General features: G+C 30.6%; 28 protein-coding genes. 15 read left to right on the top strand and 13 right to left on the bottom strand.

Annotated elements, in window-relative coordinates; genetic code table 11:
* Positions 1-44: 44 nt before the first annotated feature.
* The 3 genes from VF726_RS15315 (at position 45) to VF726_RS15305 (ending at position 2,002) form a co-directional block, all read left to right on the top strand.
* Positions 45-749 carry a hypothetical protein gene (locus VF726_RS15315; protein WP_440169650.1) on the top strand — a complete coding sequence of 235 codons (705 nt, stop codon included), beginning with the start codon at positions 45-47 and terminating at the stop codon, positions 747-749.
* Positions 750-888: 139 nt separating this feature from the next.
* Complete coding sequence (locus VF726_RS15310) at positions 889-1,263, top strand: hypothetical protein (RefSeq protein WP_440169648.1); 375 nt, start codon at positions 889-891, stop codon at positions 1,261-1,263.
* A gap of 577 nt (positions 1,264-1,840) precedes the next feature.
* Entirely contained in the window at positions 1,841-2,002 is a 162-nt protein-coding gene (locus VF726_RS15305) for a hypothetical protein (protein WP_440169646.1), read from the top strand.
* Between the two features lie 117 nt (positions 2,003-2,119).
* Here the strand turns inward: VF726_RS15305 and VF726_RS15300 are convergent, their stop codons facing one another.
* A complete protein-coding gene (locus VF726_RS15300; protein ID WP_440169644.1) occupies positions 2,120-3,091 on the bottom strand; it encodes a hypothetical protein in 972 nt (323 codons plus the stop codon).
* A 208-nt stretch (positions 3,092-3,299) separates the two neighbouring features.
* On the opposite strand from VF726_RS15300, the gene VF726_RS15295 reads away from it, so the two are divergent.
* Positions 3,300-3,713, top strand: a complete 414-nt coding sequence (locus VF726_RS15295; protein WP_440169642.1) for a hypothetical protein — start codon at positions 3,300-3,302, stop codon at positions 3,711-3,713.
* Between the two features lie 45 nt (positions 3,714-3,758).
* Here VF726_RS15295 and VF726_RS15290 read toward each other — a convergent pair whose 3' ends face one another.
* Both VF726_RS15290 and VF726_RS15285 read right to left on the bottom strand, forming a co-directional pair.
* Positions 3,759-4,178, bottom strand: coding sequence for a hypothetical protein (locus VF726_RS15290; protein WP_440169639.1), 420 nt, complete (start codon positions 4,176-4,178; stop codon positions 3,759-3,761).
* A 132-nt stretch (positions 4,179-4,310) separates the two neighbouring features.
* Entirely contained in the window at positions 4,311-5,048 is a 738-nt protein-coding gene (locus VF726_RS15285; RefSeq protein ID WP_440169637.1) for a CPBP family glutamic-type intramembrane protease, read from the bottom strand.
* A gap of 141 nt (positions 5,049-5,189) precedes the next feature.
* On the opposite strand from VF726_RS15285, the gene VF726_RS15280 reads away from it, so the two are divergent.
* Positions 5,190-5,645 (top strand): hypothetical protein, encoded by a 456-nt coding sequence (locus tag VF726_RS15280; protein WP_440169634.1) that lies wholly within the window; start codon positions 5,190-5,192, stop codon positions 5,643-5,645.
* Positions 5,646-5,708: 63 nt separating this feature from the next.
* Here VF726_RS15280 and VF726_RS15275 read toward each other — a convergent pair whose 3' ends face one another.
* The 3 genes from VF726_RS15275 to VF726_RS15265 all read right to left on the bottom strand — a co-directional run bounded on the left by VF726_RS15275 (position 5,709) and on the right by VF726_RS15265 (position 7,017).
* Positions 5,709-6,083, bottom strand: a complete 375-nt coding sequence (locus VF726_RS15275; protein ID WP_440169631.1) for a hypothetical protein — start codon at positions 6,081-6,083, stop codon at positions 5,709-5,711.
* Between the two features lie 88 nt (positions 6,084-6,171).
* The gene (locus tag VF726_RS15270; protein WP_440169629.1) at positions 6,172-6,594 is read right to left on the bottom strand and encodes a hypothetical protein; all 423 of its coding nucleotides are present in this window, start codon (positions 6,592-6,594) and stop codon (positions 6,172-6,174) included.
* A gap of 141 nt (positions 6,595-6,735) precedes the next feature.
* Entirely contained in the window at positions 6,736-7,017 is a 282-nt protein-coding gene (locus tag VF726_RS15265) for a hypothetical protein (protein WP_440169627.1), read from the bottom strand.
* Positions 7,018-7,179: 162 nt separating this feature from the next.
* On the opposite strand from VF726_RS15265, the gene VF726_RS15260 reads away from it, so the two are divergent.
* Complete coding sequence (locus VF726_RS15260; RefSeq protein ID WP_440169624.1) at positions 7,180-8,496, top strand: hypothetical protein; 1,317 nt, start codon at positions 7,180-7,182, stop codon at positions 8,494-8,496.
* A 142-nt stretch (positions 8,497-8,638) separates the two neighbouring features.
* Here the strand turns inward: VF726_RS15260 and VF726_RS15255 are convergent, their stop codons facing one another.
* Positions 8,639-9,226 carry a hypothetical protein gene (locus VF726_RS15255; protein ID WP_440169623.1) on the bottom strand — a complete coding sequence of 196 codons (588 nt, stop codon included), beginning with the start codon at positions 9,224-9,226 and terminating at the stop codon, positions 8,639-8,641.
* 168 nt (positions 9,227-9,394) lie between these two features.
* Here VF726_RS15255 and VF726_RS15250 point away from each other — a divergent pair, with 168 nt between their 5' ends.
* The 5 genes from VF726_RS15250 to VF726_RS15230 all read left to right on the top strand — a co-directional run bounded on the left by VF726_RS15250 (position 9,395) and on the right by VF726_RS15230 (position 12,843).
* Positions 9,395-9,871 carry a hypothetical protein gene (locus tag VF726_RS15250; protein WP_440169621.1) on the top strand — a complete coding sequence of 159 codons (477 nt, stop codon included), beginning with the start codon at positions 9,395-9,397 and terminating at the stop codon, positions 9,869-9,871.
* A gap of 94 nt (positions 9,872-9,965) precedes the next feature.
* Positions 9,966-10,421 (top strand): hypothetical protein, encoded by a 456-nt coding sequence (locus VF726_RS15245; RefSeq protein ID WP_440169618.1) that lies wholly within the window; start codon positions 9,966-9,968, stop codon positions 10,419-10,421.
* Positions 10,422-10,583: 162 nt separating this feature from the next.
* Positions 10,584-11,069 (top strand): hypothetical protein, encoded by a 486-nt coding sequence (locus VF726_RS15240; protein ID WP_440169615.1) that lies wholly within the window; start codon positions 10,584-10,586, stop codon positions 11,067-11,069.
* A 147-nt stretch (positions 11,070-11,216) separates the two neighbouring features.
* The gene (locus VF726_RS15235; RefSeq protein WP_440169612.1) at positions 11,217-11,975 is read left to right on the top strand and encodes a DUF4931 domain-containing protein; all 759 of its coding nucleotides are present in this window, start codon (positions 11,217-11,219) and stop codon (positions 11,973-11,975) included.
* Positions 11,976-12,045: 70 nt separating this feature from the next.
* Positions 12,046-12,843, top strand: coding sequence for a DegV family protein (locus VF726_RS15230; RefSeq protein ID WP_440169611.1), 798 nt, complete (start codon positions 12,046-12,048; stop codon positions 12,841-12,843).
* A gap of 64 nt (positions 12,844-12,907) precedes the next feature.
* Here VF726_RS15230 and VF726_RS15225 read toward each other — a convergent pair whose 3' ends face one another.
* The 3 genes from VF726_RS15225 to VF726_RS15215 form a co-directional block, all read right to left on the bottom strand.
* Positions 12,908-13,303 carry a hypothetical protein gene (locus tag VF726_RS15225; RefSeq protein WP_440169609.1) on the bottom strand — a complete coding sequence of 132 codons (396 nt, stop codon included), beginning with the start codon at positions 13,301-13,303 and terminating at the stop codon, positions 12,908-12,910.
* 127 nt (positions 13,304-13,430) lie between these two features.
* Positions 13,431-13,835, bottom strand: a complete 405-nt coding sequence (locus VF726_RS15220) for a hypothetical protein (RefSeq protein WP_440169606.1) — start codon at positions 13,833-13,835, stop codon at positions 13,431-13,433.
* 71 nt (positions 13,836-13,906) lie between these two features.
* Positions 13,907-14,332 carry a hypothetical protein gene (locus tag VF726_RS15215; RefSeq protein WP_440169603.1) on the bottom strand — a complete coding sequence of 142 codons (426 nt, stop codon included), beginning with the start codon at positions 14,330-14,332 and terminating at the stop codon, positions 13,907-13,909.
* Between the two features lie 146 nt (positions 14,333-14,478).
* On the opposite strand from VF726_RS15215, the gene VF726_RS15210 reads away from it, so the two are divergent.
* Complete coding sequence (locus VF726_RS15210; protein ID WP_440169600.1) at positions 14,479-14,706, top strand: hypothetical protein; 228 nt, start codon at positions 14,479-14,481, stop codon at positions 14,704-14,706.
* A gap of 32 nt (positions 14,707-14,738) precedes the next feature.
* Here VF726_RS15210 and VF726_RS15205 read toward each other — a convergent pair whose 3' ends face one another.
* Both VF726_RS15205 and VF726_RS15200 read right to left on the bottom strand, forming a co-directional pair.
* The gene (locus VF726_RS15205) at positions 14,739-15,347 is read right to left on the bottom strand and encodes a hypothetical protein (RefSeq protein WP_440169598.1); all 609 of its coding nucleotides are present in this window, start codon (positions 15,345-15,347) and stop codon (positions 14,739-14,741) included.
* Between the two features lie 139 nt (positions 15,348-15,486).
* Positions 15,487-16,107, bottom strand: a complete 621-nt coding sequence (locus VF726_RS15200; RefSeq protein ID WP_440169596.1) for a hypothetical protein — start codon at positions 16,105-16,107, stop codon at positions 15,487-15,489.
* 147 nt (positions 16,108-16,254) lie between these two features.
* On the opposite strand from VF726_RS15200, the gene VF726_RS15195 reads away from it, so the two are divergent.
* The gene (locus VF726_RS15195) at positions 16,255-16,602 is read left to right on the top strand and encodes a hypothetical protein (protein ID WP_440169593.1); all 348 of its coding nucleotides are present in this window, start codon (positions 16,255-16,257) and stop codon (positions 16,600-16,602) included.
* A 205-nt stretch (positions 16,603-16,807) separates the two neighbouring features.
* The gene (locus tag VF726_RS15190) at positions 16,808-16,987 is read left to right on the top strand and encodes a hypothetical protein (protein ID WP_440169592.1); all 180 of its coding nucleotides are present in this window, start codon (positions 16,808-16,810) and stop codon (positions 16,985-16,987) included.
* Positions 16,988-17,055: 68 nt separating this feature from the next.
* Here VF726_RS15190 and VF726_RS15185 read toward each other — a convergent pair whose 3' ends face one another.
* Positions 17,056-17,685: a hypothetical protein gene (locus VF726_RS15185; RefSeq protein WP_440169590.1), complete on the bottom strand. Its 630-nt coding sequence runs from the start codon at positions 17,683-17,685 to the stop codon at positions 17,056-17,058.
* 1,156 nt (positions 17,686-18,841) lie between these two features.
* On the opposite strand from VF726_RS15185, the gene plsY reads away from it, so the two are divergent.
* Positions 18,842-19,417, top strand: coding sequence for a glycerol-3-phosphate 1-O-acyltransferase PlsY (gene plsY, locus VF726_RS15180; protein ID WP_440169587.1), 576 nt, complete (start codon positions 18,842-18,844; stop codon positions 19,415-19,417).
* Positions 19,418-19,435 lie beyond the last annotated feature (18 nt).

The following is a 19,435-nucleotide window of genomic DNA, read 5'->3' as shown; positions in this document are numbered from 1 at the left end:
GTAAATTATAATGTATACTTTAAAAAAACCGGAGGAAAAACGAAATGAACGATTACTTTAACGGAGCAAAAAATTTAAGAGATATATCTGTTGCAGCTAGAGATATTAAATTAGAACTTAAAATTCCAGAAGAAATGCCAAAGATCATACCTGAATTCGGCTCTTCTCTAATTGATACATTTAGCAACGAAAGTACAATGAATATGTTGAAGGAACGTCTCTTAAGGGAATCATATGTCAAAATAGGTATGTTCGCCTTAGTATCCTGGAAATGGATCAACCCATTATCCGAATGGATAGGAGAACGAAAGTGTTTAGAGGTAATGGCAGGTAGAGGATGGTTATCACACGGATTACGTACAAAAGGTATTGATGTAATCGCAACTGATGATTTCTCTTGGAACGGCCCTGAATATATTCAAACCTGGACAGATACTGTTACTGAAGTTGAAAAACTTGACGCTATAGATGCTGTTAAGAAGTACGGAACAGAAATAGACATACTAATAATGTCTTGGCCTTATATGGATGATACCGCTTATAGAGTTATCAAATGTTTAAATGAAGTCAACCCAAAAGCACTTGTTATCTATATTGGAGAAAAATGCGGTGGGTGCACAGCAAATGACGAGTTTTTCAATTCTTTTTCTATTATCGAAGACCCAAAGTTTGAAATTGCTGCTTCTCACTTTCAAAGTTGGCATTTATTTTTCGATAAATTATTTTTAGGTAAGTATAAAAATAACTAAAGATCATAATCGACAACGTAAATATTATTCGTTGTCTTTTTTTATAAGAGTAATTGATAAAATAAACAAACATTTTTTTATAAGTTATAATATTCATTGTACAATATGCAAAAGTACTATCAAAGGAGCGTATTATATAATGGCAATTCAAACGAATACCTGGATAAAAACAGATAATTTTCAATGGGTAAAACAACTAGATGAACATACTTTTCAAGTTGTAACAGTGATAAATTTTAATGATATAAAGAAAAACTACTATGTTATTAAATCCGTTACAGTACCACTAAATAAGTATAGCAATGAAGCCATTTTAGATGCAGTTACTACTTTCGAGTACGAAGACATTGAACACGTAAAAGAGAAGCATCCTGATACACACAAACAGGTTATTGCAGAATGCATTGCGAACCTAACTAATTATCACGAGTCCAACTCTGACCATTGTTATGAAGGATTACAGCAGGTAGAAAACAAACTGTATGAACTGTATCAGATTAAATTAATTAGCTAAATAAAATTAAAACACTAAATTGATTTGTCATAGACAAATCTTTTTTTGTTACCAGCAAATATCTATTAGATATTGCCTATATCCCATAAAAGTAATAAAATTAAATTGTAGGAATATTTTGTATTTACTTCTAAAGGAGGTGTCAATATTCTATTGAAGTAAGACGAACCTACAATTTTTAAGATTTATCTTGGTGATACCTTTGCTCTTTAGAGAGTACGTGTTAGCAATTCATTTTAACAGTGTATTGTCCTGTATTCTCCAAAGTCTAAGAGTTACATCAAAGTAAATATCTTAGTACTATATTATTCGAAATTACTCCCATTAAATTGAATAACCATACCGGGATAGTTCTCGATATGGTTATCTTTTTTTATTCTCCAAAAATATTACCTCACTATCTATACACACTTCTCACTATACCAGTGTACTCCCCTTTTCAACGGAGCATATCAAATGAAACAGCTACTTTTTATAGACGTATTTTTATATTTATTAGAAAAATAGCATCTTATTTTGACTTTCTTCCCAAAATTTTTATTTTTTCATTAGACTATTTAAAACGGAGGTGATTCTATTGAATAAATACATCATCGGTGCTGCCGTAGGATTAACAGCTGCTGCACTTGCTTATAAGTACAAAGAGGAAATCAAAGAGTGTTGCAAAGACGTAATGTGCGCTTGTAGCGATGAAGATTATTGCGAACTATGTTTCCATAAAGAAAAACACGCACATTAAAAAAGACTTATCCTTTGATAAGCCTTTTTTAATTTATTAGAATACTCTTTTACAGAGAGAACTTGATTACTTTTCCTCTTAAACTTTTTAAGATAATAGAATTCCTTTTGTATATTACTATCTCACTACTTTGATTTTTACTCCTCGTTCAATAAGTCCCCCAATAGCTGCAAGAACTAATTCAGGATCCATAGAAACATCATTTGTAGCATCTACTATATCTGTAATATATCCTGAATAATCATATAAAATATCCAAATCATTTATTAAATGTAAAATAGGTGCTATTAGAAGATCGGATAACTTAATTTCACTATTTTTATTTAGTTTTTCAATTACTAATGTCCTATCTTTATCTAAATTTTTTACTTCTTGATTATGCTTTGAGGCAAGATCTTGTATAGCTTCTAAAATAATACTAACTATTATCTTTTCTTTTGAATTCGGTGTAATTTTAAATATTTTTTCTTTGTTTACTTCAATACTATATCTTTCTAAATAACCATAATAAGGATGATCAATTTCTAATGATCTGTTAGGATTACTAGAATACGTACTTAAAAACTTAATAGAATCTTCAATTAAAAAAGTTATTTCACCTAAAATTTTAAATTCCGATTGCAAATAATCCTTATCTAATACTATTTTAAACTTCATTTTTTCAATATAATCTGCCGAAAAAAACATCCACTTCCCTTTAGATCTAATAGCAAAGTATAACTCTGCGTGCATAATTTCTGCAAAATTTCTTTGTCTCTTTAACCTTCCTTTAGATATACTCCATTTATCTTCTTTAGTAGTTTTAACTTCTACTGCCAGCCTTCTTCCGTTTTTCATAATAAATAAAAAATCTGAAGTAGAAGTCTTTGTTAATCTTGACACTCCTTCCTCAAACGCTATTATTTCCTTTATCTCCCCCAAACAATAACTTCGAAATAAAAATTCACACTCAGCTTCTTTACCCACCATTCTTTCGAGATCTTCATCAGATAGATTTAGCATTTTCTCAACTTCAGTTCTTTGCTCATCCTTAAGAAACGCTTTTATACTATGGTTTGCTTTAATTTTTTCCATCGGTGTATTCGACATATAAACTGTTCCCTTCCTATATTTATTTTATTTTGAACAATAAATATAAACACAATTTAATCAGGATATTTCAATATTATATTTACATTATACTCTGCAAAATAATATTAATTACAACATATTAATATTAGTACCGTGTTCACAATTATTTAACCAATATAAACAAATCAATTAGTATATAATAAAATCAAAAAGGATGTGTTTCAAAATGCAAACAGAGAACCTATCTGATTTCCGCTATATTAATGAATGTATAGCATCTAATAGTATAAATCCTGCCGATACGTTATTTATTCTGTACAAAGAGAACTATATTTCTTTCTATTATATTGAGAAAAATGACTTAAAGTTAGTAGATTTCTTTTCATTAATCGTAGCAATTCCCACTGAACTTCTGAACAAAGAATTAGATAAAAATGAAGTACATAAATTTGCCACTAGATGCTACGAACTACACAGAAAGAATGTTTTCAGAACACAACAAATTACTAACATTAATATTGATAAGGTTATACATATAATACAAAATACAAGACTAAAAAAAGTCAGTAACGAGTTAAATGACGATCTTTTATTTAATGCAGATTCATCAATAATCAATTCTAAAGTATATAACTTCTAACAAAAAAACTTATCCTCTATTGGATAAGTTTTTTAACTTCCTAATTTACTGCTCATTATTTCTATGATAATTTCCACTCTCAATAATATCTTGCACACCAACATCAAAGTAACCATTTGATTTTAATTCATCTTCCACCCTTTTATTAACGGTTTCAACGGATATTTGATCTCCATCCCCTTCTCTAAAAACAAATCCCTCTTTAGATAAAGGTAGATGTATCACTTTATCATCTTCTAAATTAACCCATTCTTCTTCTTTACCAGCAGCAGCTAATAACTGAGATAACTCTTTATTACTAGAAAACTTCTCAACTTCTATATCGTCATTTTTAATATTTCTTATTTCCTCAACTGTAAATCCATCAAACAATAGAATGCAAATAGCTCCAGCTTGCGCATTATATGAATCTAATCCAATTGAATACACTTCTTCTTTTGGGAAAATAACTAATTCTCTCTCCAACGCTTATTCCTCCAATGTCTATATATCTATATATATTTTATCATATTTTTAAAAGTATATGAAAATATATATAAGGAGAGATATTTTTATATACTATTATATATTCGTTTACCCTTTTCGCCCCAATAATGGTTATATAGTTAGGCCAATTAATATTTGCATTGTAATACCGGAAAACAAATTAAACATAGAATGCGATAGCCACGATGCTAGAAATCCATACGTAATAAAAAACCAAGCATCCACCATCCCAGGTATTAAGTACATCCAAAAGTTCATCAAATTTGGTCCGTGCATTAATGCGAATACAATGTTCGTAATAAGTATCCAGGACCAAATGTATTTCGCTGTTTTATTTATATACAAATGGTCTACTATTTTTTGTGATACTTGAGACTCACTTACGCCCTTAAAGAACAAAACAAAAATTCCACCGTATAACAAGTATCTAAATAAAAACTCTTCAGTAAATGGCCCTAATATACTTACACCAATTAATAGCCCCGCATCGGTCATTTCTTCTATTGTTGTAACTTGTTTAGTCCCCACTTCTATTATTTGATCTCCTCCAAGCCAATATGGTATAAACCTAACCACATTAGCAATAAACACCAGCCCTATCCCTGCTAAAATCGGAAAACATATAGCTTTATGTATGTTTTCCTTATCAATTAAGAATCGATCTACAAAATCTTTTCTTAAACTTGGAATCACAATAATTAGTGCACTTATAAAGATAAAAGGCGTTAAAAAAACTTCAATACTTCTTTCGGAAGTTAGACCTAGATGAAATATCCTATCTATCAATCCAAAACAGAACATAAATCCCACCATCACTATAAAAATAGACACCATTCTTATTATAGTCATCCCTTGTCCCCCTTTTCCTTTTCTAATTTATTCCGGGACAATTTATTTATGATTAGTAAAGATATTGATATCCTCTTTTTTCATAACTTAACACCCCATTTGATACACTGAAAACAACTCTATTAATAAGAAGGTGCCCAAATGAAAAAAACACCCGAAACACGCAAATGTACTTGGGACTTTAAAGATTCCATCAATGATGCGGCTTTTGACACGTTCACAGGGTTAGAACAAGGTTATGGTACAGACGAAACCTTAAATGAGATGATGAAACGCCACACCAACGGTGGATTAGTTGGTTATGAATCTGAAAAAATAAATCTCATAAAATACACAATTATAAAGCTAAAACAAAATGCAGCTGCAATATCAATACAGGTTCAGGACGCTATACTTGAACTTGAAAATTCAATTTCAATTGATGCTGCTGCAATTCGTGATACTGCCATAGTGTTTAATGCTCTATCAATTGACCACGAGGAATACAAGAAATTTGCCATTAATATAGAAAACTGGCAGTACGACATTCGTAAAATATTAGGTTATATAGAAGAGTTAGAGGATGTTTTATCCGCCCTCAACACGAATTTAAAATAAAAGAAAAAGAACAAGATATATCTTGTTCTTTTGTACTTTATAGCAACCGTATTAGATTATCTCCTATTGCAATCGATTAATCGTTTTAAAACGATTTGGCTCAATTAAAATTTCTTTACCTCTCATTCTTCCAGTTGCAACTTGAACTTTCAATGTTTGATCTATTTTTTCTAGTACCTGTACTTTTTGATGATGTAAACTCGGCTTCATTCCGTTATAAGGTAATAATTCATATACCCTTCCTATCTCGATATTTTCTATATTATATACACTTTTTTCTATATCACTTAGGTCAATTACTTGTTCGAGAATTCCATAAAAATCGTTTTCAATAAGCTCTTCTGAAAAGCTTTTTAAAACACGTTTAATCGTTTCTTCATCTGTACTGAACCCTTTTTCAATTAATTTTTCTACTACCGCTTCTTGAATATTTAACATTATTTCCACTCCTTAAATGTATATCGTTTCCTATATCTGAGATTAGTATTATTTTGTTTTCTTAACTCTAATAGACAAATTATTGATTTTACTTACGTAAATCGTGCATCAAGAATAAAGAAGCTATTTCTAAATTTTCAGCTGTCTCTTCTTGGACTCTGATCGTATAGTTTTTTGTTGTCGGAAGTAATTCAAGCCCTTCATACCCCCACTTTTTACCTTCATCAAAAATTTGCGCAACAGTTTTAGTTTCCTTATCAAGAAACGATAAACTAGCTTCCATCGGAGTATATAAAAACCCTTGGTTCTTCCAATACTCAATTACAATTCCTTTTACAGTAAATTCTTCATCAACATATAAAACTACATCTTGATAATTCTCATATTCAGTTGTCATATCATAGTCTTTTATCATTTTACTAATATCAATTTCTTTCGATAAGAAAAGTCTTTTCCATTTCCCTACAACTACTGGGAATAAATCAGTCATTTTTTCATTTGTAATGATCATTTCCTACTCTCCTATTCGAACTTCATTTTTAATATAGTAGTTTAAAATTTAACCTATAGAAAAAATAATGAAAATAGTTAAAAACACCTGTATGAACAGGTGTCTAATGTAAGTAAGTATTTATTTTTTATAAAAATGCAGTTATAGACTAACTACGATAACCCAATTGCCTCGATAATCAGGAATCAAATAATTTTCTAATGATTCGTTACTAAAACATTTTTCTAGAAATCTCAATAAAAAATCAGATTTCGGATCTTTTAAATATTCAATACTATATCCGGTAGTTTCATTTTTTTGAATACAAATCTCGAAGGTAGTGTACCTATCGCCTTGTTTTACTAAACCAACTGCGGTACCCTTCCCTATTTCGGTCCCTTCAATTCTGTACTTTACTAAATCAAATACCATTACTTCATTCACTACTCCTTATAACCTTTATCTACAAACTACTGTATCATTTCGCTCTTTAAGAGTGGAAAAAACGTTTTTATTACCCAAATAAATTTCTCTTTTTTCTCAAAAAAAATTTCGTTCCTTTACAATATTAAAAATACACTGAAATGAACATAAGGAGTGCTTATTATGACAAAGACTATGAAATTTATTACTAACGGATATACATACGAAAATTTACTTACTGATGCTTGCTACTACGCGATTGGAGGAACAGGTTCTTTAAAAATGGGGGTAAACGATTTAATGGAAGGTTTCCAACTTTCATTTGATACCGAAGAATCATTTGATGAGGTTTTAACACATTACGATAAATCTTATACTGATTTTATAAGCGATGTAATTAAAACTTTTAAAGACAAAATGAGAGCTATTAGAAAAGAAAAGAATTTGAAGGCTAGTATGAATGAAACGAATATTAAATCACCTGAACTTGTAAATTCAAATTCAATTTATACTTCTACACCAACCGAACACACATATGAAAATTTACTTATGGATGCTTGTGGTCCAGCTATTAAAGGATTAGCTGGATTATCTACAGGACTGTATGAGGTAATGAATGATTACCAATGTCTATACGGTACAGATGAAACTTTTGAAATGGCCTTAAAACGTTATAACAAAACATTGGTTGAGTTCAAGCAAGATGTTGTCACACGGTATAAAATCGAAAAAAGAGCTTTACGCAAGTCACAGAAATCTGAAATGACATATCAAGATTCACTTGCTAGTAATCATACAACTACTACTAAAGATATAATTTTTACTAATGATTTCGAAAGAGAAATAGAGGAAGAAATTACATCAGTATTCGGAGTTCAAACGCTGGATCCTAAAACGATTGAACACGAACAAATTATAGAAAATGAGTTACAAAAAATGTTCCAACCTGTATGTAACAATAAGAATATTACAGCAGTCCAAGTTATTACGGACTCGAATAAATCAGAATCGAAACAACATAAAACTAAAGAAGTTGTTACTGAACAATTAGAACCTACAGCACACATCAATAAACAAGAAGAATCAGATAAAGATGCAACTTCTCAAGAACAAATTTGCTTAGATGAATTCATTCCAAATGACAATACATCAGAAGAGAAAATTGATCGTCCAAAGGACATTATCTCCTTAGACAAGAAAAAAGAAATAGTATCAACCCCTAAGATTACAAGTAATACTGATTCTACGGAATTAACTTTAGATAAGCTTGCTCATTTAATTTCATCAAAGGTAATTAAAACAAAAGATGATTTCGAATCTATTATCAATGAAAAATGGCAATATAAAAGCGGAAAAAATTCCAAATTGTTATTTTCTATCGTTAAAATTTGCAAAATTAAAGAAAACGGTAAAACCATAGGCTTTGATAATAAAAAAATGGCTTCCTTGTTTAAATCACTTTTATTAGAACCTTATAAGAAACAAAAAGAAGCTTGCTAGCATACCTATAGATACTATTAAGACTTACCATAATTGGTAGGTCTTTTTTAATCTGATTTTTTTCTGAGAACTTTATAATCAATAAATAAAAACACCTTAGACCGAATTCTAAGGCGTTTTTTATCTCTTAAACTCAATATAATTACTTCCCAGGTTCGAAACGTCCCTCACCATTCTTATAATACTCTTCAAATTTTGCACAATCCTCTTTTGTATAAGGCGCGGGACAATTCTCAGCACTTACATCATTTGTAGATTCCGAGTTTTGCTTCTTATTTTGCCCACCAGGCTTTTTTCTATCTGTTTTCTCTGTCTTTGGTAACTGAAGTAAAGTTTCAATTGACTCTTCTAATGCAGGAATTTTATACTCATCCTCTGCTACCCAATCATTTAGGGCCGCAACTTTTTCATCAGTAATCGTATTTTCTTTTTTTGATACCAAAGAACTATAAATTAGAAACAATTTGCCCAACTTGTCTAAAACTTCTTGCTCTACTTCAGTTAATTCCCCTTCATCTTTCTTTTTTTCATATTCCCAAAGATCTCCAAAACCTTTTGATCCACCCTCCCTATTAAGAGTCGGTTTAGCTTTTAGATAGTTATTATATATCTCCGTAAAATCTTGATAAGATTGTTCTGAAAATCCTTCTGGTATTTTCTTATCTGAACAACCTACAATCGACACTAGTAACAGAACCATAATACTACATAACCATAATAGCCGATTCATCTATATCCCCCTTATTTCGTATAACCTTATATACATAATACCTCTTATATTTGTTTAGTAACAATTACCTATTCGAAATTACTCTTCGATTCTAGAATTTTAGTTTTTTTCATTAATATTTTTTAAAGCTGGTATCATAAGAAAAACACGGGAAGAAGGTACTTAAGAATGAAAATTACAAAAGAACAGATTAACCAAAGATGGTTAGAAGCAGTTAAGAAAATAAACGTTGAAGGTAATATCGACCTTACTAAAGTTGAATGGGTTAAAGGTGCGCCACTAGATCCTGAATTTGAGTGGACAATCTATTTCGAGTATAATGGTGAAACTTTTGGTTTTGAATACGCTGAAAGAGATACTACAGAATACAAAGTTGAAGATTGGTCAAAGGAAGATATCGAACTATTGTATCTTGCTATGGAAGAATACGATGTTGAAAGATTAAGATGGGATTTATATGATTTCACTTTCTTTGTAGAACCAGATAAAAAGTTAAACGATCTTCAAAACATTGTAAATTGGACTGTCGAAAACGTTGAAATTGTAGGACTGAGCAACTGTACTATCACCTATATCAATCCTGCAACACAGGAAAGAATTACAGTTTCTCAAAACCTTGTTGAAACTACTATCAATAAATTATAAAAAGCCATCATTTGATGAGCTTTTTTCTTTTTTCACTCCATTCCATTAATTATCCTGTAATATGTAAAAAACTAATGAAATGAGAGTGTACTCAATGGAATTTAACTTAGACATTCAAAACAAATGGAAACAGGCCGCAGCACAAATAAATGAAGTTACTACGAAGGATTTAAACCAAATTCAATGGATTGAACGAGATGACGATTGCTATGACGATGAATGGCATTTAATCTTCAACTATCAAAACGAAAGCTATAAACTAGAATATTTTGCTGGAGATTATACAATAACAGGTTGGAGTGAAGATGATATTGCTATTTTAGTTGACGCAATTGGAGTATACAGCGGTGACTTACTCGAAGATCTTTACAATCACAAGTATAAAGTGAAACCTAAACAGGTATTTTCTAAGTTCGAAAGTATGCTGGATTATCAAATTAAAGGCGTGAAACAAGAAGGTTTCGATATGATAATCACCTATTTTAACCCTATTACAAGTGAAGAATTACCGGTACGTCAATCGTTAGTAGCAACTGATTTTATTTCTTAATTAAAGTTCCAATCAATAGTAATAAAGTTTTATAAAAGCCCATCATTTGATGAGCTTTTTCTTTTTTGATTTTTTTCCCAATTTCATTAAAAAATCAGTATTATATAAAAAATACATATGAGGGCTAAATAATACAGCACTCAACAAAGGAGAAAACATATTATGAAAAAGAAATTACTTATTGCTATTTTAGGAGTTATCTCAATCTTATTCGCCGGTTTTTCGACAGCAGGTTACAACGTACAAAATGAAACTCAGGAATTCAATGCTTTTAAAAAAGAATTGGACAAAGAACTATTAAAAGAAACAAGTAAATATATTACAACTGTTACAGAAAAAAGTGGAACACCTGAATATACTGATTGGTTAATTGAAGAAAAAGGTTTAGAAAACAGCTATAAATATGCAAGAGAGCTTAGTGAACTAAAAAATAAAATTATAAATTATGATGTAAAGTATAAAGATACTTTAGAGTTAAAGAAAAATGCATTAAATACTATCACTGATTTAGAAAATGCTTTAAATGTGGTTAGTACTTTTACAGATGAAAAAGATTCAAAATTATTGGATTCATTATTAAGTTCTCATATTGATAACTTATATAAAAATGTCAAAAAGCAAAACGACATTTTAAAAAAATATAATTAAATTCTAATTAAGACACTTTCCCAGTGTCTTTTTTTTCGTTCCTCAAAGATATTCCCTACTCTATACTTCCTCCGCACATCACTTTTCCTTGCCAAATTTAAGGAATAGTTCCATTTTCTAAAAAAATAGAATTAGGAGGTTTTTTAAATGACATACATAACTTATCGAGCCGGCACAGGCAAAAGTAAACCTAACACTGTATTTAATAAGGAGTCTCAATGCCCATTTTGCAACAGGGACTCACTACGTCTTGAAAATGGAATCATATCAGAAACAGAAGACTTTATGATCATAAAGAATAAATTCCCTGTATTAGAAAATACATACCCTACAGTATTAATCGAGCATAAAAATTGCGGGGAACATATTGGAACTTATTCAATCCCCTATCTTACAAAACTTCTCACTTTTGCATTAGATCATTATCATAATCTAGCTAAAGATCCCAAATTTACATCAGTACTATTCTTCAAAAATCACGGTGCATTTTCGGGGGCCAGTATAAATCATTCGCATATGCAAGTGATTGGAATCGAAGATAAAGATTACCGTAGTAACCTAAACAAATCCGACCTTGAAGGCCTAACAATATATGCTGATGATACTTTTACCTGGAACATCTCTACACAGCCTAGAAACGAGTTCTTTGAATTTAATTTAATCCTAAAGGACCTTAATAGATTAGACATTTTAGCCATACATCTACAGGAAACTGTAAATTACATTTTAAATACTCTTAACACAAAATTTGAATCCTTTAACTTAGCTTTCTATATTACTGAAAATGAGATTGCTATTAAAGTTTTATCACGCGGACCTACTTCTGTATTGTTACTTGGTTTTGGAATTAAGCAGCTTCCAAATAATTTAGAGCAAATTGTTCACGATCTGAATAAGGATATATAGAGTAAAAACAACAAGGGCAAATAATCTGCTTTATTTAAGCACACTTTTAATATAGAAATGAGGTCTTTTTTTGAAAAGATGTTTTATAGTTGATTCGTCAATCGGTCCAGTTGCATTGCCAAAGGACTGCTTTGTACTTCCAATTATCCTGCAAATCGGAGAGAAAACATACTTAGATGATGATAACTTCGATACCCAGATTCTACTTTCGGCTTTCGATAATAAGCAGAAAGTAACCACTAGTCAGCCTAACATCGGAAATACAGAAAAATTATTACTGGAATTAAAAGAAAAATACGATGAGTTCGTATTTATTCACATCTCTTCTACTATAAGTGGTACTCTACAAACATCTACAATGCTAGCAACTCAATTAGGTTTAAAATTTGCTGCAATTGATTCTAGGGGCGCTAGTTCTCACCTTAGTTATTTACTATCTCAGGCTATAGAGATGACTCACCAAGGTCTCGAAATAGAGGAACTAGGAAGCACTCTTAATGATATGGCGAAGGGTTCTAAAGCTATTTTTATTCCCGGATCTTTAGAGCGATTCAAGTTAAGTGGACGAATTTCCGCAGCACAATACTTTATTGGGGAACTACTAAAAATACATCCTATATTCATTATGGACAATGGACACCTTAAAATCTTAGAAAAGAAACGAACTTTTACTAAAGCATACAAGACATTAATTGATCAGTTTTCTAAAGAGTATGAGGAATGCAAGTCATCTACTATTGGTTACTTTAATTCTAATCAGGTAGAAGACCTAAAAAAACATTTTCCTAAGTGCGATATTACACCTATTCATACGTGTATATCAGCGCATTTAGATAAGGGTGCAATCGGAATCCTTTGGAATATGTAAGGGCTTCTTGTTATATATAAAAAGAGACCTTAAGTAAGTTAAGGTCTCTTTATCGTATATTCTTTTATAACACTTTAATTAATTCTAATGTTTTTAGCATATCTTTTGTTTCAGCATACTCAACTTCACTTTCATCTACATCCGCTCCTATAATACCGTCAGCAAAATCACTCCAGGTTATATGTACAGATTCACGTCCGTTATTAAACAACCACTGAGCCACTCCATAATTAGGGTTATCCTTATTATCAATAGTTTTCGTCTTTACCTGTTCAAATTTTGCCTCTTTAAGTATTACATCGAATGCAAAGTATGTCTTATTTAATTTAGCAATTGCTAGCTCCTTAAGTTCTTTTACATCTATTAACTTATTATTCTCTAAAAAGATATTACAGCCAATATATACCCCTTTTCCAATATTAAATCTCACTTCATATAATTGCATAAATACTAAACTCATAGCATCACTCTTCCTTTCTATGCTTCTCAACATTATAATTACGGGTTTTTTAGGATAAGTAGAACCTTGTTTTTTTTATATAAAAAAAAGACCTTAAGTAGTTTAAGATCTTTTAATTGTTTATTTTCTACATTTCTGCAATTAGTTCAATTTTTCGCAGCATATCTATTACTTCAAAATATTCAGCTTTACTCTCTTTTACTTCTGCCCCACTCAGACCATCAGTAAAGTCATTCCAATTTATATCCTCATCAGTCGTTCGTCCATCTTCAAACAGCCAATCTGCTACTAAATAATTTGGATCATCCTTATCATCAATAGTTATCGATAGGCATTGTTCAAAATCATAGTTTGACTCTTTCAGAATTACATCGAATGCAAAGTAAATTGAATTTAATTTTTGTAACGCTAGTTCTTGAAGTTCTTTATGAGTTACTAACGGCTTATCCTCCAAAACTATATTGCAGCCAATATGCGCTCCCTCTGCTATATTAAATTTTACCTTATGCGCTTGTTTAAATACTGTATTCATATTATCACTCTTCCTTGTTTATTTTGAAAATTATACCTTGAAATCTAACTTATGGTGATAATATTCATTTTTTATTTTGGAGTAAACATCATTATTATTTCGAATGTATCTAAATCCCAACCTCTTGCATCCGGAGGGAATATTATTACATAATCTTCTCCAACATCTATCCTATCTTCACTTTCTGCTTCAGCAATTAACCTAGGTAAATTCACTTTCAATTCCGCAACACTATTAAAATAATATCCTTTTGTTTCTCCTACTCCAGCTAAGACCCACTGCGATACAAACCAAACACCTTGAGTATCTTCAGGAACCTTTTCAAAATCATTATGAGTCATAGGGGCATTTTTATCATATATTTTTATTACCCTATCACCGCGTTTTATAACATTTTTAATAAATTCATTCGCCTCTTTAAAATCATTAGCTTCATAAAAATCAATTTCGTCAAATTCTACTGAATAAAATACAACTGTATACACTGCAAAAAACACAATGATACCTCCTAATTCACTTGTATACTAATTATATATTTCTTACTATCTATTCTGAAAAAAACATAAAACACTCTTACTCTTCCCCTATACTCTTATGGTTTTTCCAAGTATATAATTAGCGAAACAATCTAGGAGGTAACTTTATGCATTTATTTGTAGCTAGTAACTTACAAACACACGGATTTATATTACACCCCTTCACTCCCCCAATGATAACCCTACAACATCCAAATGGCTTGAAAGTTTCATTTGATCCCGATAGCAGTTGGAAAATTGAACACATTAATGAACTTTGGTTAGAACAAGGTACTATAAACGATACAAGTACTCTATATAACATTTTGAAAGATTATAGGGTACTAAAAAAATAATAAAAGGACCTTAATTGGTCCTTTTTCTGTACTTACCATACTCTATCACTCATTTGATACACTGGTGGAATTCCATTACTATCAAACGAATTCTGTAATTCTCTTGCCGCAGCATTGAAAGAATTTACAATTTGTTTAAGCAACAGATCAAAAGCTTCATCCACTTCAGTACCATAGATCAAATTCGACTTGGAATTTACTAGATATCTTTTTAGCCATTCTTCCTCACTAAGCCCTTCTAAACTTATAAATGGTAACTGTACTCCTAACCTGTCACACAACTCATTATCTAATAAATTAAAGATTGTCTCTGTAGATTGCTTCGTTTCTATATACTGTATTTTACTATCAATAAAGCCGTGCGAAGTATGAAAAACCACAGGCTTTCTTTTGAATAATTGTTCATATCTACTTATATATTCTTCAATTCTCTTATAATCGATTTCATTACATTGACTGAAATCAATTTCATAGAGGAAATCCGTTAAATATCTTTCTCCATAAATCACACCTATACAGTTTTTTTCACTGCATTCTTTCCACCTTTTACGTACATTAGCACCCTTAACTATCTTAATATGTTTGTGTTTTTCTAAATGTCGTTTAAACCTCTTATCAAGGTCTTCCATTAGTCCTATCATATATTTCTCCTCATTCTTTTTTCTCATTATACCCTCAAAATCTACACTTTAAAAAAATGACTTTACGTACATTACAATGCATTGTTTTGCATTGCTATGCATTACAAAAAAACTTACCCCTTAAAGAGTAAGTTTAAAATTAACTATTTACGATTTGTCCATCTTTAAAATATTTATCCACTAATTCTAATTGTTCCCTTGTTAGATCAGTAACGGCCTTTATTTTCCCATTTGTCATTACTTTCTTTAACTTAGAAACTAATTCCATCCTTCCAATCATTGCACTTAGGAAGTATTGATAACTATAGAGGCTAACACCCTTTATACTAGCTGCTTGTTCCAACGAAACCGACAGGAGAATCATTTTCTCTACCTCTGTTTCTGCTAGTTCTCCTCCATCAATAAACCTTTTCATATTATTAATATGGTTTGTGCGCCACTTCTTATTATTCTCGTACTTTACCAACTCTATTTCTACTTCATTTTTTTGACTCACATTACCCTCTTTTTCTAATTTCTCTTTATTAATAACCTCAATATACGCATTCACAAATAGCTCTTTTACAGCATCGTCTGCATTTGCAATAACGTGTTCAATTAAAGTGTGACCTTCAAATAAGCCTTCAAGACACCATAATATTTCATCGGACAAATAAGATGGTACTGCTCCTCTATCCAAAAGAGAATCAACAGCAATTATTAAATGATCTAAACGACCTAACGGAAAGTCTTCAGGAATATTTTTAGAATCCAGAAACATATAATCTCTCCTTAACACAAATTTTATTAAATATAGTATATCGCACTTATAACCAGTAATAAAAAAAGAACCTTTTATTATTTAACCTTTTTTTCTAATTAAATTAACTTCAAATGTATACTATAAAAAAACAAAGGAGCATTTAAAATGGAGATTATTTCTGGAAGTACAAAGCTATTTGATTTAGAACAAGGCATTTGGCATTATACTAATGCGCAGTTCGATTTTATGAACAACTTTAATGGTATCAAACTAGTTGAACAAACAGTCTACATTCAATATATAGGCGGTGAATTCACCGAGCCTTACACAATGTGGTTCACTTTAAATAAAGAGACGTTTGATGCTTTATGGAAGATAGAGTTTGGGAAAGCATTCGAAGAAACACTAGACTTTGAAAACAAAAAACTAGATTGGTTTTGTGATATTTCCCTAATTGTCTTTAACCTAGTGACTACAAATAAGTTCCAAGAAAATTACTATGGGCGAGCGTAAACTCCCTATTAAAAAACAAAATAGACTTATACAATTTTGATAAGTCTTTTTTACTCTCCCCATTTATATTTTCCAAATACCAATGAAACGATTTCCCTCAAATTACAATGATGATGGGGCATTCTTTAATTTTTTATTATTCTATTTTTTTGAAGAAAATTAGAATATACTATATAAAATTGTTAGTCTTAAAGGAGGAACACCTGTGTTCAACAACAAATTTAATCTTGCTTTTGCCTTCGCCGGAACTGGTTCATCATCAATCGAAACAATAGTATATCTATTAACTAACGATACCGGAAATTACTATGCGTCAATTGTTAAAACTATAGGTTATGGAATGCTAGCACTTTACATAGCTAAAAAAAGTCAAACCGAAAAATAAATTAATTATAGAAAAACTAGGAATCATTTGGATCCTAGTTTTTTAGCGTTTAATAATAATTAAATTCATTAGATTGTCATTCTCTCAATCAATTTATCGATTTCTTCAGTAATTATTTTTTGAACTACTCCATTCCAATCTTGCTTAATTTCATAATTCAACTTTTCAATGCCGGCAAACTCTTCGTTTATTTTCATATGTATAAAGTTGATCACTTCGTTTTCAATCTTTGCTCGTTCACTTTCTGAAACAAAACAGCATCTTATTTCTAGCCCCTCTATGTTAGGATATTCAAATATGGTCAATAGTTTTAATACTTCCGCGCTATTACCAGCATCAAATAATTGACTGACCAGTACCACTCGATTAATTTTTACCTTAATCCCCAAATAGGTCGAATAAACAAGGTGAAAATTATCATTAATAACTCGTTTTAAGAGCTTCAAATACCCATCTATTCTTTTTTTATAAATTTTAGGCACTTCTTCATCATTAAGTTTGAAGAGGATTTCTTCTATTTCATCCCAGATAGCTTCGTAACAACTTTCTCTAAAGTCATCTTTGATAATTATTTTTCGTACTTCTTCTATAGTTTCTTCGGTAATAGGAGGAAAATCAAACTCATTTATTAAGCTAAGAAAAGGAAGTTCATCCGAAATCCGGTCTAATATTACCCTCTTCAAATTGATTCTATCCATACTCATCCCCCTTTTTTCGCTCAATATGCTCTAAAAAAATAAAACCTAGACAATAATGTCTAGGTTTTATTTCTGTATGATTTTTGTCAGTTGAAAATTCACAGGACGGAGATGTCTTTATGAACGAAAGAAGGTAACAATATGTGTTTTGATACTAATGAGAAAACCCACCAGTAAACAGCAATAAACTAGGTTACCTAACTAATATATCGCTGTAAGAATTGTACTTTCATTATAAATGAGCTGAAAGTAAAAAACAATAATAATATATAAAACCATTTATGTTTTCTTTACATTTATTTATATTCGAGTGGAATAAATAAAACAGAGCACCCTTATTTTAAAAATAAGAATGCTCTGTTTCTAGCCACCATAACTATTAAGTACGCGATAAAGAATCGAATATGCACTTACCCTCATATATGCCAATATATGATCCATAATTAAAATAGAAAACGCGCCACACATTTCCTATCTACTTTCTCAGGTAGAAAGTAATTGCTTTTTTATTTTAAATCACTCTTTTATTTTTTTCAATACATATTTCAATTTCAGTTTTAACAAAACAAAAAAACCGCCTTTTATTGACGGTTTCATTGCTCGAAGTTACGGATACTTCAAATAGTCTAACTCACTTAAGACTTATGCATAAAAAGAACGTAAGAACAGAACTATAGATAGTAACTAGATTATTTTTTAGGTTATATACGGAATAATCTAATTTTGATGAATCTAAACTAGACAGCTATTGTCTCAGTTTTCCTACTAAAATATTTATAAACCGCGCTGTCCAAACAGTTTTATTTCAGTTGAAAACTCTAAAGTTATTATACTATAACATTAATATATTTTTCAATACATAAATATAAATCTTTTTATATTTTCTTGTTTTTTTATTGTTTTTTAATCCAATTGAATTATTTGAGAAGGATACACTTTAGATACATAAGGCAGTACATATCTTATGGTCAAAGGACTACTCCCTACCCAACCTCACTTTCATCCCAAACCTGAAGCCCGTTCGGATAATCTGTACTCCTATTTAAGACTAAGAATTATTCTAATTCACTATTATGTATACAAATTAAAGTAAATGCCCGTTCTTTGTCTAAAACATTTAAAAAACACATATAAACAATTAATGAGGTGAACAATATTGAGCATTCTTATTTTATTCATAGCATATATACTAGGATCAATCCCCTTCGCACTTATAGTTGGAATAAAGTTTTATGAAACTGATATAAGAAATCACGGAAGTGGTAACTTAGGGACAACAAACACCTTTAGAATTCTAGGGAAAAAGGCTGGGATTCTAGTATTAATAGGTGATTTAGGTAAAGGTACTTTAGCTGCCGCCTTACCATTTCTTTTAGGAATAGACCTACATCCCATAATACCAGGTATCTTCGCCATAATTGGACATTGTTACCCTGTGTTCGCAAAGTTTAAAGGAGGAAAAGCCGTAGCTACTACTGCCGGGGTTATTTTATGGTATTCTCCTTTTATATTCCTCTACTTCATTCCACTGTTTTATCTCATACTAAAAGGTACTAAATATGTATCTTTAACTTCCTCTACTCTTGCCTATCTTTTATTTGTCATTTCAGTGATCACAGACGATTTATATTTTACTTCTTTTACATTCGTTATTCTTTGTTTCATTGTATTTAAACACAGAAAAAATTACATCCGAATCAAGAATGGGACAGAGCCTTATGTAAACCTTTAAACACTAACAAATCCTGTG

It is taken from the genome of Bacillus sp. Brlt_9 (genome assembly GCF_051948935.1).
In the GTDB taxonomy this organism is placed as follows: domain Bacteria; phylum Bacillota; class Bacilli; order Bacillales; family Bacillaceae_G; genus Bacillus_A.
This window is presented reverse-complemented; position numbering and strand designations above follow the sequence as displayed.